General features: G+C 26.8%; 12 protein-coding genes and 2 tRNA genes. All 14 read right to left on the bottom strand.

The genetic code is table 11. The features are described 5' to 3' along the window. Positions 1-94 precede the first annotated feature (94 nt). Positions 95-859 carry a peroxide stress protein YaaA gene (gene yaaA / locus ACYUCG_RS09160; protein WP_164790841.1) on the bottom strand — a complete coding sequence of 255 codons (765 nt, stop codon included), beginning with the start codon at positions 857-859 and terminating at the stop codon, positions 95-97. A gap of 165 nt (positions 860-1024) precedes the next feature. After that, positions 1025-1435, bottom strand: coding sequence for a CBS domain-containing protein (locus tag ACYUCG_RS09165; RefSeq protein ID WP_003452437.1), 411 nt, complete (start codon positions 1433-1435; stop codon positions 1025-1027). 85 nt (positions 1436-1520) lie between these two features. Then, positions 1521-2423, bottom strand: a complete 903-nt coding sequence (locus ACYUCG_RS09170; protein ID WP_003452466.1) for a 3'-5' exonuclease — start codon at positions 2421-2423, stop codon at positions 1521-1523. 254 nt (positions 2424-2677) lie between these two features. Then, positions 2678-4423, bottom strand: coding sequence for a DUF262 domain-containing protein (locus ACYUCG_RS09175; RefSeq protein WP_460268476.1), 1746 nt, complete (start codon positions 4421-4423; stop codon positions 2678-2680). Between the two features lie 181 nt (positions 4424-4604). Then, positions 4605-6392, bottom strand: coding sequence for a MutS-related protein (locus ACYUCG_RS09180; protein WP_460268477.1), 1788 nt, complete (start codon positions 6390-6392; stop codon positions 4605-4607). 299 nt (positions 6393-6691) lie between these two features. Then, positions 6692-8221 (bottom strand): glucose-specific PTS transporter subunit IIBC, encoded by a 1530-nt coding sequence (gene ptsG / locus ACYUCG_RS09185; protein ID WP_460268478.1) that lies wholly within the window; start codon positions 8219-8221, stop codon positions 6692-6694. Between the two features lie 170 nt (positions 8222-8391). Continuing rightward, positions 8392-9288 carry a metal ABC transporter substrate-binding protein gene (locus tag ACYUCG_RS09190; RefSeq protein WP_460268479.1) on the bottom strand — a complete coding sequence of 299 codons (897 nt, stop codon included), beginning with the start codon at positions 9286-9288 and terminating at the stop codon, positions 8392-8394. Positions 9289-9513: 225 nt separating this feature from the next. Beyond that, positions 9514-12282, bottom strand: coding sequence for an AAA family ATPase (locus ACYUCG_RS09195; protein WP_460268480.1), 2769 nt, complete (start codon positions 12280-12282; stop codon positions 9514-9516). Then, on the bottom strand, positions 12272-13411 hold the full coding sequence (locus tag ACYUCG_RS09200) for a metallophosphoesterase family protein (protein WP_460268481.1): 1140 nt from the start codon (positions 13409-13411) through the stop codon (positions 12272-12274). Before ACYUCG_RS09200 ends, ACYUCG_RS09195 begins: the two co-directional genes overlap by 11 nt. Before the next feature lie 280 nt (positions 13412-13691). Further along, complete coding sequence (locus ACYUCG_RS09205; RefSeq protein ID WP_003452440.1) at positions 13692-13874, bottom strand: alpha/beta-type small acid-soluble spore protein; 183 nt, start codon at positions 13872-13874, stop codon at positions 13692-13694. A 140-nt stretch (positions 13875-14014) separates the two neighbouring features. Then, positions 14015-16180, bottom strand: a complete 2166-nt coding sequence (locus tag ACYUCG_RS09210) for a 5'-nucleotidase C-terminal domain-containing protein (RefSeq protein ID WP_460268482.1) — start codon at positions 16178-16180, stop codon at positions 14015-14017. A 157-nt stretch (positions 16181-16337) separates the two neighbouring features. Further along, a tRNA-Trp gene (locus ACYUCG_RS09215) sits at positions 16338-16413 on the bottom strand. 28 nt (positions 16414-16441) lie between these two features. Continuing rightward, positions 16442-16517, bottom strand: a tRNA-Trp gene (locus tag ACYUCG_RS09220). A 262-nt stretch (positions 16518-16779) separates the two neighbouring features. Beyond that, positions 16780-17400: a CBS domain-containing protein gene (locus ACYUCG_RS09225; protein ID WP_003457372.1), complete on the bottom strand. Its 621-nt coding sequence runs from the start codon at positions 17398-17400 to the stop codon at positions 16780-16782. Between the last annotated feature and the right edge of the window lie 62 nt (positions 17401-17462).

The following is a 17462-nucleotide window of genomic DNA, read 5'->3' on the forward strand; positions in this document are numbered from 1 at the left end:
TCTCCTTAAAATTTTAATTTATATTATTTATTTTAATTTTATATAATAATTCATAAATATTAACCCTTAAGTTTTTAATATCTATGATTTTTAGCTAATCTCTAGTAAATACCCATGTATCTCCTTCAGAAAGCCTCTCATTAAACTCATATCCATCTAAATCAAAGTTTTTTAAATCTTCTGATTTAGTGATCCTATTCTTCGTTATGTATCTAACCATTTGTCCTCTTGCCTTCTTAGCATACACCGTAACAACCTTATATTCAATACCTTTTCTTTCTTTAAATACAGGGGTTATAACTCTAACTTTTTTCTCAATTTTCTTTATAGACTTATAATACTCATTAGAAGCTAAATTTATAATAACTTTTTCCTTATGATTTTCTAAATCTTTTAAAACAGCGTCCATTATTTTATTTCCCCAAAAGTCATAAAGATTTTTAGAGCCCTCAATTGAAATTTTTGTTCCCATTTCTAATCTATATGCCTTGGTTCCATCTAAAGGCTTTAATGCCCCATAAAGTCCTGATAATATCCTTAAAGAGTCATTACAAAATTCTAAATCTTCTTTAGTAAAATCATCTGCATCTAACCCTCTATAGGCTTCCCCTTTAAAAGATAATACAAAGGGTTTTTCATCACCATAGTAAATTGTATTCCAATCTTGAATTTTGGTGAATGTTTGTACTCCTAAATCTTCACTTATTTTCATAAGTGGGCATAAATCTTGAATTTCTAATTCCTTTAAATTATTCATGATTACTTCAGCCTCACTGATAAAGATAGGTTTGCTTGTTTCTATATTTAAATTTGGTTTTGTTAAATCTAAAGTTTTTGCAGGTGATAATAAAGCTATCACAAGTATCACCTCTTTCTAATTTTGTTAAAAACATTATATAATAAAATAATTTTATTTAAAACTACTCTAAACATATTATTATAGAATTATTTAAATATACTTAATAATAATACTTTCAGAAGATTCAATCAATATATTTATAAAAAAAATTAAGGCCAAAAGACCTTAATTATTTTTATATAGACTGTTATAACAGTGATTTATTATATCACTTCTTTTTATTATTCCTATAAATATCCCATTATCATCAACAACTGGTACAAAGTTTTGAGAGATTGCTAATGATATTAAACTTTCCATGTTTTCATTAATACAAACACTTTTGTGTTTAACTCTTCTTGGTATTTCCTTTACACTAACTGTGTTAGTATTTTTAAAATTAAGCTCTGGATTTCTTTTTAAAGTCCAAAGTAAGTCCCCTTCTGTTAATGTACCCACATATTTTCCTGTTTTATCTATAAGTGGAATAGCTGTATATCCATGATGCTCCATTCTTTCGATAACTTGTCTCATTGTTGCATCAGTATATTCATATGCTACTTCACTTTTTGGTGTTAGAAAAAAAGCAATATTCATAATATATCAGTTCCCCTAATTTTTTATAGTAATTGTTATACTTTTATTTTATCATATATATGTTTTTTTAAGTGACAATCTATTGTCATTTAGCTAACTTTTTAAATTTATAGTCAAGATCAATGTATTCTGTGTCATTTATTAAAGAGTTTGTAGATTCATAAACTAAATTACCTGATAAGGTCTTTTTTAGTACAACCTCTTGTCTAACATTTCTATTGCATTTTGGACATTTTCCTATTGATACAAATCTCCAACTAAATAATCTAAAAGGATGGTCCATTTCAACTTTAATATTACATTTAGGGCATTTGAATTCTACATCTTCACACTCTAAATTATAATTCTTTAAATCTTTAACCCTTATAGAAGGCATATTGTAGACATCTTCTACTATATACTCTTTTACCTTTTTACCATTATATAATCTTTTAAAAACCTCTGCCGTATAAACAGCATCATTTAGTGCATCATGTAGTTTACTTTTATCCATTTTTATCTTTAACTCTTCTAAAGCATGTTTTAAGCTTAAAGATTTTTTATGCGCTAATATCTTTGTGCAATATTTTTGTATATCAATATATTTTTTTATCCAACTTATATTCTTATATGAATGATACTTAGCATTATTAACTATGTGAACAATATCATCAGTAGCCCAAGAACAAAGTATATCATCTTCCCCAATAAAATCTTTAAGGTTGTCCATGGCATCTTCGAATTTAATTCCATCTTTTAAATGATCTTCAGTTATTCCTGTTATATCTATTATCTTTGGATTTAAAACCTTAAATACTGATGGTTTAATATATGTCTTAAACTCATCAACCTCTTGCATGAACTTATTTAATTTTATAGCCCCAATCTCTATTATTTCATTATAGGAATCTAATTCCTTTAAATCTTTTTGCTCATTATAAATATTAGGATAAAATTTTGTAATATTTTGCATATTATTAAATTCTAGGTCTATTATTACATACCCCATTCTCTACATCCTCTCACTATCTATATCCATATATAATTATGCCATGAATTTTGGATTTTTTCATTAAAATTGATTTATTATTTACTTACTACTTTTTCTAATAATAAATCTTAATTATCCTATCTAATAACTTTTATTTTATTGAGTTAATTCCTAATTTTCAATAGACAAAACTTAACTTTTATTTAAATAAAAAAGGGGGCTGTATCAAAATATAACAATAAAAGTTATTTTGATACATGCCCTTTTAATTTCTAAAACTTAGTCCAAAGTTCTAATGCTCTATTAACTAAGCTTTCATGTCTATCTTTTAATGAATCCATGTTCCAATCAGATAATTCTAAAACTTCTTTAGTTATAGCGAAATCACTTTTCTTACTTAAGTATTGTTCAACTTTTTCAGCAAATGGTTTATTGTTAGCTCTAGTATTTTTAGCACCTGTTATTATAACTAAGTTACCAAACTTATTAGCCCAGTTTCTTCTTTGATCAGCTGAGAAGTTATCTTTCCAATAAGCTTCTTTAGCATTTCTAGGAAGAACATGCTCTATCATAATCTTATCGCTATAATCTAAAACTTCATTAGCTCTCTTTTCCATATCAAGTCTTACGAAGATATACTTAGGTATCATCATTCTACCTTTGCTATAGAAATCTATATCATTTAAAGCATTTTCAAAATATGCAGTTGTTCTCTCTAAGTCATATAAGAATACTGGTGCTTCTTTTATTTCTTCTAAAGAATCTTTTTCTTCTATAACTTCTAAAATTCCATAAACTCTATTTAATCTATCAGCAAATGAATTTCCGTTTACCCAATCAATAACAAGTCTTTTTTCTAGAACTTTAACAAATTCTAAAACTAACTTATCATCATTGAATTTCTCAGCAAATCTAATAACTGCTGCCATCCAATCATCATATGGTAAGAATTCTCTCATTATGTTTATTAAGTTTTTATAATAAGATTTTTTTTCCTCTGATACACCTTCAAGATTACCGTCTATTATATACTTGTCATATAAAGCTTTTACAGCAGTTAAATGATTTACAAAGTTAACTCCTAGATATTCTGGTTCATTTCTAAATATCTTTTTGCTAAACTCTTCATATACGCTTTCTTCAACTTTATTTTTAAGCTTCATTGTTCTCATGAAACCTATGATTTGATCTAGTTTTTCCTTACCTAAATCTTGTTCATGACTTTCCCAAATATCAGTGTACTCTTTTCTTATTTCAGGATTCATAACTCTTAAGTTTTCACTCTTTAAAAGATCTGAATCTGTTAAAGGTAATCCTCTTGCATTTATTACATTGAATAATCTAAATGCTGAAGTAAATGATTCTGTTGTTATTACAACTAATACAACTTTTTGAAGTAAGTAAACTATAAACTCATTTAACTTTTCTTCTAAAAGTTCTCCATTTTCATTAAAGAAACTATCTCTAAATACTTCTATTGCATTAACCATATTTTGTTTAGCTTCTGAAAGTTCTTCCATGTCTAAATCTTTAACTAATTCTGTTCCACCATTAGTTAATATGTACTTTTTAAAGAACTCTTCTTCTTTTCCTCTAGCCTTAACTCTTATGCTCTCTTTAATTCCCATAAGAACATTTGGTTTTTGATATATTAAATCAGATAATACTTTTTTATACTCTTCATTATCTATTAAATCTCTTATTGCAGCAATTAACATGATTATGGATGTAAGTCTTTGTTGTCCATCTATTACATCATATATTCCACAGCCATCATCCTTATATTCCTTAGAACATAAAACAATGCTTCCTAAGAAATATGGCTCATATTGATCAAATTCTTTATTTCCTCTTGCTTTATTTAGTTCTACTGACTCCCAAATATCCTCAACTAATTGCTTTAAATTTTCTTTAGTCCAAGAATATGCTCTTTGATAATCTGGGATTTCAAATAAGAACTTATTACTTAATAAATCCTTTATGTAATATTCTTTTGCTTTTACCTTTTCTGTAAACAAAATATACATGCCTCCTAATTTTTTGCTATTTATTCTAAGTCCTCTTTTACTAATAACTCTACTCATGAAAAAAAGCCATTTAAGGCTTTTTCACTAAATACATCATTTGTTTATTATATCAAAATTAATTTAATTTGTCTAAAATTAAGTTATTTTGCTGTTTATATATAGAAGTATAATTTTATTCAATATCTATTCCAGCCATCTTCATTAAATATCTAGCATTTCTTGTTTGTGAAACACCTTTTCTTAAAATATAATCAAACTTTAATTTATTATTCTCATAATATTCTCTAAAATTATAATTTTGTATAGTAGAATCTTTTTTCTCCATATCGCAAAGTTCAAAATCATGAGTTGAAACTAATCCTAAGGTATTTCCTTCTAAAAGCTGATTTATTAATATCTCTGCTCCCTCATGTCTATCTAAGGAATTTGTTCCTTTAAATATTTCATCTAACAAGAATAAAATCTTTTCTCCTCTTTTTACTCCTTCAACTATAATCTTTATTCTAAGTATCTCTGCATAAAATGAAGATATACTCTCTTCAAGATTATCTCCAGTTCTCATACAGGTATAAACTTTTAATATTGGAGCTTCAAAGCTTTCTCCTTTTACAGGAAGTCCTAAATAAGCTAATATACAGTTAAATCCAACAGTTCTTAAAAATGTGCTCTTACCAGACATATTAGACCCTGTTATTAAGATTACTCTCTTATCCTTATTAATATCAAAACTATTTCCAACGCCTTTTTCTCCTAGCATTGGATGGCTAAGATTTTTCCCTTTTAAAGTATAGTCATCATTTATTTTTGGTATAGCCCATCCATGATTATTATAAGTAAATCCAGCTAAAGAAACTAAAGCCTCAAAATCACCTAAAGAAATCATCCATTTATAAAACTCATCTTTATTAGAACTCTTCCACTTTTCAAGCTTTGATAGAATTTGATAATCCCAAAGTAAATAACAGTTTAATAAAAGATAAAAGGCATTTCCCCTATCATAAAGCCAGCTAGTTATCTTTTCTAAACTTTTAAGCTCCTTACTAGCACTTTTACCATTCATATCTAAATTACTTTTTATACCTTGTATTATATTTGACTGGAAATTCTCTTTTTCTATTAACTCTAAAGCCTCTACATAAGTTTTTATTCTATATTTTAAATCTTCAAATATATTTAATCCTTTAATAACTTCCCTATTGCCAAGCTTCAAAATACCATAACTTATAACAAGAGAAATTAATAATATTTGCCATGAAATAATATTCATACCAACTAAAATAGTAATTCCAATATTTATTACTGGCATTATTATTCTAAGAATATTTAATAAAGATGATATAGATTTACTATCTTCTTTTAACCATTCTCCTAAATACTTCTCTTTTTTTCCTTTTTTATCTTTTAATGAAGCTATAAATTCATGTCTAAAATCCACTTTTTTAGAAAGCTCCTTTAAAGCCTCCTGTCTTAATAAAATTTCTTCTTTATTTGGAAGTTCTTCTAACTTTAATAAATGACTTAATTTCTCTCTTCCATAGACAGTACCAGTTTCATTTATCCATTGAAACAAAGAATTTTTCCCGAATATATCTAAGTCATTTATAAAAGGATGCTTATTATCTAAATATTCTTCTCCTAAGTCATTAAATTCTCTCCATTTTCCCTCTAACCTAAGAATCTCTTTTTTATTAACCTCTATAAGAGCTTCTCTTTTACTTATTTTATTCACTATACCTTCATGAACCTTTGCTAAATATAAAAATAATATAGAATTTAGCAAAAATAATAAGATCCCAAAGCTTATTGACCCTATACTATAAGCGTAGTAAATAAAAAATAAAATACTTAAAGAAACTACTAATCTTAATGCGCTGATTATATTATAGTCTCTCTTTAATCTCTTTAAAGCACTTGAATACTCTTCTATTCTTTTTTCATAAATTTCTTTTCTATTCTCCATATTTATCCTCTCAAAACACTTTTTTAATATTATACCATAGTTAACATATTTTAATGCAAGACTCTCCTTTAAACTATGACACTTTCTAAATTTATATGAAAAAATGATTTAAATCTCTTATAAATAAAGTCTATATAAAAATTAAAAATATACTTAAATTAAGGCTTTAAAATTAAAATAAAAAGGCCATATCAAAAACTAATAATAAAATTTATTCTGATATGACCTATTTTTCTTATGTTTTTTGTATTTTTTAAAATTTATCTCAAACAATTAACTAATTTTCCTATTTAATTTTGCTACTTTTCTCCCATGCCATTCATAATTTCTCTAATTTGAGTTTTAAGTATATCTGATTTTCCACCAAATATAGCTTGAATATTTTCTCCAACTTGCATTACCCCAGCTGCTCCAAGCTCTTTTAATCTTTCTTTATTAACTTTGCTTGAATCATTAACTGTAACTCTTAATCTAGTTATACAAGCATCTAATTTATTTATATTGCCTGCACCACCTAAAGCTATTAAAATTTCAGCAGCTAAGTCATCATTTACAGTTTCATTATCCATATCATCAAATATATCGTCATCTTCTCTACCTGGAGTTTTAAGATCAAATTTTCTAATAAAGAATCTAAATAAGAAATAGTAAACTACAGCAAAGCCTAATCCTACAAGTATTACTAACCACCATCTAGTTCTATTTGGAATTACTCCTAATAGTATAAAGTCTAAAAGTCCACCTGAGAAAGTCATACCTATTTTAACATTTAATAATTGCATTATCATAAAGGATAACCCTGCTAATACACAGTGGATTGCAAATAATACAGGAGCAACAAATAAGAATGCAAACTCTAAAGGCTCAGTAATTCCTGTTAAGAAGGAAGTTAAGGCAGCTGAGAATAAAATACCTGAAGCTATTTTCTTTTTACCTGGTTTAGCTTCATGATACATTGCTAAGGCTGCTGCTGGCAATCCAAACATCATAAATGGGAACTTACCAGTCATAAAGGTACCTGCTGTAAATGGAACTCCATCTCTTAATTGAGCAAAGAATATTTGATTATCTCCCATTATTAATTGACCTGCTTTATTTGTATATTCTCCAAATTGGAACCAGAATGGATTATACCAAATATGATGTAATCCAAATGGAATTAATGCTCTTTCTATTATTCCAAATAATAAAGCTGATAGGGTTTGATTAGCACTTATCATATTTTGTGAGAAGTACAATAAGGCACCTTGTATTGGAGGCCATACAAATACCATTATTCCTCCAAGAATTAAGGCAGAAATAGCAGTTATTATTGGGACAAATCTTTTACCTGCAAAGAATCCTAAGTATGAAGGTAATTCTATCTTATAGAACCTTTTATATAAAGCTGCGGCTATAACTCCCATAATAATTCCACCAAATACTCCAGTTTGAAGTGTTGGTATTCCAAGAACTATGGCATACATACCATTTTTAGTACCAGAAACTATGTCGGCTGTTATTCCTCCACCAATTCCCATTGTTACATTAAGTATTAAAAAACCAACTATTGCTGCAAGACCTGCAACACCGTCTCCTTCTGATAATCCTACAGCTACCCCAACTGCGAATAATAATGCTAAGTTTGAAAATATTATATTACCTGCATCAGACATTATTGTAGCTATTAATTGAAACCAACCTGCATTTAATGCTGGCACTAAGCTTAAAAACTGAGGATCTTGAAACATTGATCCAAATCCAAGTAATAAACCTGCTGCTGGTAATAAAGCAACTGGTAACATCAAAGCTTTACCTATTCTTTGTAAAACTCCAAAAGCTTTCTTCATCTTAATCTCTCCTTTTAAATGATTTCTTTCTTTATAATTCCTAAAATACACAAAAAATAAAGACTTAAATTTATTATTCCTATAAAACACCTATTTTATTATTAATAGGTATTAGAATAATAAATCTAAGTCTTGCCTTCTAACTAAGTAACAATACTAACTATTCTCTTTTATTTTTGTGATGATAATGCATTATATATTTTTGAAAGATTTTCTTTCATAGCATCTATATAACTTATACCATCTTCATTGCTTTCTAGAGTATATATTTTTTCAATTTTTCCACCAACTTCATTAGCTAAAGTTTGAGAAATTTTTTCACTTGCTAACTCAGGCATAAAAATTGTTTTTATATCATTTTTCTTACAGAACTCAACTATCTCTTGCATTTTTTGAGGAGTTATTTCTCCCTCTCCAAATAAGTTTTCTACACTAACTTGTTTTAATCCAAATTCTCTACATAAGTATCCAAAAGCAGCATGACCAGTAACAAAGTCCTTATTAGCTAATCCATTAAACTTTTCTTTGTACTCATTTTCTAAAGAATCTAATTTCTCTGAAAACTTTTTAAAGTTTTCTTCGTAATAACTTTTATTATCTGAATCAACTTCAACTAAAGCATCTTTTATGTTTTGAGCTTCTATTTTAGCTCCATCTAAGCTTAACCAAAGATGAGGATCTACCTTATCTCCTTCTTTTAATACTTCAGCCCCTTTAGAAGCTTCAACTACTTTTACATCTTTATTTTCTATTGTATTAAGAACTTGCTCTTTCCAATGTTCCATACCTAATCCATTATAAACAAAAACCTTCGCCTTATTTAACTCTAATAAATCTTGAGTTTTTGGTTCAAAATCATGTGGCTCTGTTCCATTTGGAACCATAGTCTTAACATTTACCTTATCTCCACCAACTATTTCAGTAAACTCTCTTAAAGGTTCAATACTTACAGTAACATCAACCTTACCGTTATCCTTTTTATTTTCTGCTGTTTTAGCACTTTGACACCCAACAAAAAAAGCAGCCATTGTTACGCCTAAAAAAATCGATACTAATTTCTTTCTCATACTTCCTCCTGTTTGCAAATGATTCGCATTATTATAATATAAACTTTATATTACTTTTCTATTATTGTCAATATTTATAATAAAACTATAATAAAAATAAAAAAGGACTAATCAAAATATATTATAAATAAAACTTATAAACATATTCCTAGAATTACTAAGTATAGCTAATAATTGTTTGTAAGTTATATAAAATTTATTTTGATATAAGTCCTTCATTTTAAATTAAAGCTCTATTATATTTACTTTTTCCTTATCTTTAAGAATATTTATTTCTCTTTTTTGGCATGTAAATAAAATTATTTGATTTTTATAAACTCTCTTATATATTATGTCTAACATAGTTTTTAATCTATTATCATCATACTGAGTAAAACTTTCATCTAATATTATTGGAACTTTTTTATCTTCAAATATTATGTCAATTATGCCAAGTCTCAATGCTAAATATATTTGGTCATATGTTCCACTACTTAGATAAGAAGCATCCATAATTTTATTGCTTTTTGTATCCTTAACAACTAAGTTATAATCTTCTGATACTCTTAAATCTTTATAAGCACCCTTAGTTACATCTTTAAAGATATCTTCTACCTTTTTATTTATAACAGGTCCAAAACTTTTTTGAAGTTCCTTAAAGGCTTTTTCCATGTAGTTTGTTGCAATCTCAACTCCCTTAAGTTTTTTCTCTAAGGACTTAATCCTTTCCTTAACTTCAGCTATCTCTTCATCTATTAAAAATAAACTTCTACAGGTTAACTCTTTGCTACTAATTAAATATTCTACATCCTTTATTTCTTTTTCAATATTTAACAAGTCATTATTTTTTAATTTTATTTCATTTAAGATTTCTTCTTCACTGTTATAAACTTCATTTTTAATCTCTGATTCCTCATATGAAAGTCCATTTTTAACTTCTAAGACATCTCTTCCCTTAAGTAATAGATTGCAGTTTTCCTCTACACTATTTAACTTATTTTTTAAACCTTCCTTATATTCTATTTTAGCTTCTATTTCTTCTAATCTAGAATATACTTCATCTAAAGGAATACCTTGTAGTGATGTATTTTCTAAATAAGCTTTTATTTTTTCTTCTATTTCTAATCTTCTATTATTTAATTGATTTAAATCTTCCTTAATCTCATTAAATTCTGATTTTTTTCTTATTAATAAATCTTCCTGACTTTTCTTTTCCCTTGAAAGTTCTAAGATTTCATCTATAGAACCTGCCCCTGTAACTCTTAGTAACTTATCTATAAAAGCTTCATTACTTAATATTTTTTCCTTAGTTTCATCTTCTTTTAATAAAATCAAACTTTTCTCTTTTTCCTTAATTTCTACATAGAGAATATCTAACTCTTTTTTAATAAATCTATAATCCTCTAAAGTTTCTTTAATAGAATACTCATCTTTTACCTTAAGGAATTTTTTATATTCATCAATTTTACTTTTTAATACTTCTATTTCTTTTTTCTCATTTATAAGCTCATCTATTTCATTTATTCTTCTGCTTATATTATTTTTTTCTTTTTTATTTAAGCTACTTTTAGCTAATAAAAATATAAATAATAACATACCTAAAATTGAAAGTGCTAAGGTCATTATATTTTCGCTCTTGAAATAGGATATAAATAAGAAAGCACATAATAAAATACTTATTACTTCTCCAACTCTAAAAAGAAAAATTTTTCTTGAAAAGCTTTTACTTTCCTCTTCAATAATATTCTTCTCGTCTTTTAAATTTGCATTTATTGAAGGATCTATTTTTTCATTATTATATTTTTCTAAATCCTTTTCTATTTGTAACACCAAATTATCATTTAATTTTAAAGCATTTAAATGACTTAAAAAATCATCTTTCTTTTCATTTAACTGATAAAGCTCTTCTTTTACCTTTTGAATAACCTGATAATTTTCTCTTAATCTATCATCTTCAATCCTAAGCTCTATTAATTTAGTTTCTAAATTATTTGATATTTCATTTAAAATTCCATAACTCTTTAATTTTTCATTATACTCATAAATAGATTCTTTTAGCTTATCTATTTTTTCTTCCTTTTCTTTTAGTGATTCTTCTAAAAACTCATAATTTTTAAACTCATCTCTTAAGTTATTTAACTTTTTTAAATCACAGATAGATTGTACATCTTTTAACTCTTCTAATAAATCTTTTAATTCCTCTTCTAATTTTTCTTTTTTATTTAAATACTCATTTATATTTTCATACTCATTTTTCAATTCTGATTTTTTTAAATTTTTCTTATGTAATTCTAATTCTTCTATTTTTAAATTTAAATCAGTTCTTTTTTCTTTTAACTCCTTTAAGTAAAGCTCATTCTCTATATTTTCCTCATGAATTTTTACTCTTTTATATCTTTCTTCTAAAAGCTCACTTTCTTTAATTCTTAATAAATCAAGTTTTCCTGTTTTTCTTGAATTAGTTAAGGACTTTTTATTTTCCTCTAAATTATTTTTTATTTTTTTATAAGAAACCTCATCAGCTCCACATTCTAAGATATTAATAATTTTATTTAATACATCATCCTGCTTGGAACTCTCTACAGTACACCCCATTTGACTTATAAATAGAGTATTCTTAAATCCCTCGCTAGAAAGATTAAATACATCCTTACCAGGTTCTTGCCATGAGTATTTATTTATCTTTTCTCCAGTTATATTATTTAATATATTTCCCTCATCATATTTTTTTGTTTTACCAAAACTTCTATCTATTAAAATTTCTTCACCATTATCCTCTACAAGTAACTCTCCTGAAAAACTTCCTTCACCTAATGGTGTGTACTTTGCTCTATCTGATAAAGTTTTTTTGCCTCTTTTATTGTCAACTCCGTATAGCATGACTCTTATGAAAGATTGTAATGTACTTTTGCCACTTTCATTTTCACCATATATTATGTTAAATCCATCTTTTAATTCTATTTCTTTATTTTTTAATTTTCCAAAGGATTTCACATTTATTTTCTTAATTATCATTTAAATTCACTTCTCCATCTAAAATACTCTCCATACCAATTCTAAAAGCTATATCTAGTATCTCTTCATCCTCTTCATTAGATTCTAAAGCATCCTTGATTAAAGAACAAAAAATCCCCTTAATTGAATACTCATTGCTCATTTCATCAATATCTACTTTCATTCTAGTAGAATTTACAATCTTACAGTAAAAGAATTTATCTCTAATTAAGTTTTCTATTAAATCACTATCTATTTTAAAAGACTCTTCTATATTCCCTTTTAAGATGATTTTAAATAGATTTTTTTCTCTTGATTCTTTTGAAATAGTATTAAGTATCTTATCTATAACCTCTTCTTTAGTTTCACAATTTGATATATCAATTTCCTTAACAAAATACTCTCTTTTATTAATCTTTATAAAATCCAAGTCTACAACTTTAAGGGATACATCTCCTAATATTATTCCTTTATCCCCTTCTTCATCAAATCCTCTTCCCTCTGGACATCCTGAATATGCATAATAGGTCTTACCTATTCTCTTTATTCCTGAAAATTTATGAATATGTCCCAAAGCAATATAATCCATCTTACTTGCTTCTATTTCCTTAAATAATAAGGGATTATATTCTCCTGTTTCATTATTCCCTAAATCACCATGTAGAACCATTATTTTTACTAAATCCTTGTCCTCTTTTTTTGGAGTAAAACACTTAAGCTTTGACTCTCTCATATATTTTTCCTTAAAGGATGCTCCATAAACAACAGTATTTAATTTAGGTATCTCTATCCTTTCAATTTCATCATTAAATATATGAACATTTTTTCCCCAATTAATCATATTATAAAAAGATTTTTTATTATATGGGTCATGATTTCCAGCTGAAATAAATACTCTTATATTGTGTTTTTCAAGTTTATCCATTTGATCCTTTAGAAAAGTAAGAGTACTCTTTTCTATAGTATCATTGTCAAAAAGGTCTCCCGCTAAAAGAACTAAATCAACTTTTTCATCAATTCCTCTATTTATTATTTTACTAAAGCTTTCTCTTAACTCAGCTCTCCTCATTGTACCAATTTCCTTTGGTAACTCTTTAAAAGGAGTATCAAAATGAATATCACTACAATGCAATATTTTTACCTTTTTCACCACTATGACACCTCTCTTATTCCAATTTATTCTAATTTTATCATAGAGATTGTCAAAAAAAAAGACTACATAGAGGATATATATCCTCTATGTAATCTTTTTTGCGGTAGAAGTTTAAGCATCATGTTTTGGCGGTTTACCCTCCATAACACTTTCTCCTGTTATAAATTTTTAGAATCATACTATAGGATTTTTATAATGGTTATTTAATAATCATTATAATTATTCCTATTTTTTTAATGAATCTTTTTTCTTTAATTCAGTATTAGCGAAAGGTTTGTTATTTTATTTGACTTTCGTAAGCTTCTACCATTCTTTTTACCATTTCGCCGCCTACGGAACCACATTGTCTTGAACTTAGGTCTCCATTATAATCTGAGAATGGTACACCTAATTCTCTAGCTACCTCATTTTTGAATTTACTTAATCCATTTTTTGCTTCTGGAACTAATGATTTTGACATTTCTAATTCCTCCTTTGGCTTTGGTAATTTGTAAGCTTGAAATTTTGTTTATCTCTTGCTTACACTATTATATTAACCATAATTCAGATTATAAACCTATGAAATAGAAGGATTATTAACCATGTTATTCCAAGTAGCATCTATTTTTTATTTTTCTTTTTTAATATTACACCTGCACCTAATAACAACATACCTATTTGTGACATAGCTTCTGCACCTATAGGAGATCCTGTGTTAGGAAGTTTATTTTCTTTTTTAGAAACTTCCTCAATGTTATTTTGTTCATTATTCTTTTCATTCACTTCTTTAGATTTACTATCTTCTTTAACTAAAGTATTATCTTCATTTGAATTATTTTCTTTATTATCTTTTTGTTTTTCTATGTTTTCCTCTACTTTAGGCACATCTTTTTTACTTTCTTCATTAACTGCTTTATCCTTATTATTAATAGAATCTAAGTTAAGATTATCCCCATTTTCTTTAGATGTATTATTATCTGGAGGTAAATCTTTTTCATTTATTGATGCTATATTAGTATATTTTCCATCTTCTGATGTAGGTATTTTTAATTCTCCTGAATTAACCAAATCTCTAACCTTTTTATAGTTTTCTGAATTTGGATCTATTCCTAATAGACACCAATTATTTTGTTTTTTTGCATTTATAAGGCCATTTTTAACATTTTTAATATAATCTATAGCTAAATTTCTTATTGTTCCTTCTTCTTCTCCATAAGCTGTCTTAGAATCCCAAAGTTTTTTAAATTCTTTTCCTTCAAAGATTCCTCCTTTTCCTTGTAATTGTCCAAGTCTATATGAATTCATTCCTAATTTTAAAACATCTGTATCCTTAAGTTCTCTTCCATCTTTATACTTAACATCTTTAATCCTATTACCTTCTTTTTCTAGTAAATCAATTTTGTAAGTTATTCCTCCAAACATATCATTAGTACTATACTTTGAGGCTCTTCTTTTAGGATTAAAACTTGGAGTAATATCTCCTGGATTTAATGTATTAAAATAACCAGCTGCCCATTCCATATATTTTTTTAAGTCTTTTCCAGTTACTTCATAAACGCTTATTTCTCCACCAGTATATCTATAGTTATAAGCTATATCTTTCTTTTTTATATCACCTACATTTAACCTAGCCTTATCATTATCTATAGATAAAGCTATTACATCTGCTTTACTATAATACTTTCCTACTTCATGAAAGAAATCAATTAATGGAGTATCTTCTATATGTATAGTAGGTATTCCTTTTATGTAATCTTCATCTACCATGTTAACCCCTTCAAGTCTTCCAATAACTGAGTTAGCATCTTTACGCAATTCTTCATGGAAAGGTTTTAATAGATCTTCTATTTCTTTATCTGATTCTACATTAGCTACTGAGATAGTATCTGCATTTTTATTTTTAAGTACATTTTTTCCATTTTCTTTTTTAAATGTTAAATCTATTTTTGATACAGCTTGTCCATACTTTCCTGGCTCAGTTATAATAACTCCATTTACAACCTCATTTTTAACTAACTTATGCATATGTCCTCCTACAATTGCTGTAAGCTCTGGACATTGATTAGCAATATCTGTAACACCTGTATTGGGAATAGCATTTTCATTATCTAATCCCATATGCATAACTCCAATCATGGCATCAACTTTTCCATCTAGTTCTTTTATAATCTTTTTTGTTTCTTTAACTGGATCTCTAAATTCAATTCCTTTTATATTATATGGTTTTTCAAACTCTTTTATCATTGGAGTATCCATACCTATAATACCTATCTTTATACCATCTCTTTCTATAATAGTATATCCATCCATGAATCTTGTTCCATCATCATTATAGATATTACCAGCTAATACCTTTCCTTCAAATTGACTTGTTACATGTTTAAGCACATCTAATCCAAAATTAAATTCATGGTTTCCCATTTCCCAAACATCATATTTCATCTTATTCATACCTAAAACCATAGGTTGGTGAGGTCCTTTATTGAAAGTTTCAACAAAGTTATCTTGAATTGAATCACCTGCATCTACAAGAATTAAATTTGGATTTTCATTTCTCTCCCTTTTAACAATTGTTGATATTTGTGATAAACTTCCTGATTTATTTTCAGTATCTGATGAATATTCCCAAGGAACAAATCTTCCATGTATATCTGAGGTTCCTAAGATGGTAACCTTAGTTTCATTAGAAATCTCTTCCCCCTTAACAACCCTACCATTAAAAAAACATAAATTTAATGATAAGAACATCATTGTAGCTACACTTAATGGTTTAATTAGTTTTCTCACTATTTTTCATCCCCCTAAATTTTAAACTTTACCCTTAACATTATACATTGTTCTGAAATTGTTTACAATATTTATATATAATTTACATGTTTTCAAAATATAATCTTTTATTTAAAATTAAGCAAAAAAAAATCAGTGAATTAATTCACTGATTTTTTGGCAGGGGCAGTAGGACTTGAACCCACAACCAATGGTTTTGGAGACCACTACTCTACCAATTGAGCCATACCCCTATAATATTATGTTATTTATTGTGTTAATTGGCAGGGGCAGTAGGACTCGAACCCACAACCAATGGTTTTGGAGACCACTACTCTACCAATTGAGCCATACCCCTGAACACAGAATTTATTATATATTAAAAATAAACTTAACGCAAGAGTTTTTTATGTAATTTTTTATTTTTAATAAAAAATCTATATTAATCCCCTAATAAAATAATATAATATTTGATAATAAAAAAATATATTTAGCTAAATTTAAAGTAATTATTTCATCATTTCACTATTATCTTCATCAATTAAAATAAAGCATATATAATATAAATTTAAAAAATCAATATTATATATGCTCTATACTTATATGTTTATAATGGTTTACTATGCTAATTTGAATCCTGACTCTTTTAATTTCTTTTTAATATTTTCAACATCTATACTTTTAACCCTAACTATAACCTCTTTAACATCAGTTAGACTCTTTGTATCTACAATAACTATGCTTAATATATCTCCACCTTCTTCAGATATTGTCTTAGTTATTTTTGATAATTGTCCTGGGACATCATAAGATCTTATTACTATTCTTTCCCCTTTATTAAGTCCAAAAGCATTGTTAAATTCTCTAAAAACTGCCTTATGAGTTAGTATTCCTTTGAAATTATCAAATTCATCTACAACAGCCACAAAAGAAATTCTCATTCTTTCTAGCATGGATACTGCCTTTTCTATATGTTCTGATTTATTTATTATAGGAACTTCTGTTTTTAATATTTCACCTACAGTAATATTATTTAACACTTCATCTTTGCTTAAATTATGTTTAAAGTAATATTTATAGATAGAGCTTTTAGCCACTGCGCCCCTAAACTTATCTCCATCTACTACAGGAATTGATAAAAACTTATTATCCTCCATGATTTTTAGTGCATCTTTAAGTTTAGTATTAGAATCAACTAAATCTAGATTTTCTTTCTTTGTCATAATAGCTTTTACTAACATACAAATCCCCCCAATTCCTAAATTTACATACTATATACTATTATTATACTATTATATTATTA

Source organism: Clostridium sp. CTA-17, assembly GCF_054767895.1.

Excerpts from the sequence above, each read along its gene's own strand:
- ACYUCG_RS09165 (WP_003452437.1), bottom strand. The coding sequence starts at position 1,435 with ATGAATATTGCTTTTTTTCTAACACCAAAAAGTGAAGTAGCATATGAA.
- ACYUCG_RS09170 (WP_003452466.1), bottom strand. The coding sequence starts at position 2,423 with ATGGGGTATGTAATAATAGACCTAGAATTTAATAATATGCAAAATATT.
- ACYUCG_RS09180 (WP_460268477.1), bottom strand. The coding sequence starts at position 6,392 with ATGGAGAATAGAAAAGAAATTTATGAAAAAAGAATAGAAGAGTATTCA.
- ptsG (WP_460268478.1), bottom strand. The coding sequence starts at position 8,221 with ATGAAGAAAGCTTTTGGAGTTTTACAAAGAATAGGTAAAGCTTTGATG.
- ACYUCG_RS09190 (WP_460268479.1), bottom strand. The coding sequence starts at position 9,288 with ATGAGAAAGAAATTAGTATCGATTTTTTTAGGCGTAACAATGGCTGCT.
- ACYUCG_RS09195 (WP_460268480.1), bottom strand. The coding sequence starts at position 12,282 with ATGATAATTAAGAAAATAAATGTGAAATCCTTTGGAAAATTAAAAAAT.
- ACYUCG_RS09205 (WP_003452440.1), bottom strand. The coding sequence starts at position 13,874 with ATGTCAAAATCATTAGTTCCAGAAGCAAAAAATGGATTAAGTAAATTC.
- ACYUCG_RS09225 (WP_003457372.1), bottom strand. The coding sequence starts at position 17,400 with ATGTTAGTAAAAGCTATTATGACAAAGAAAGAAAATCTAGATTTAGTT.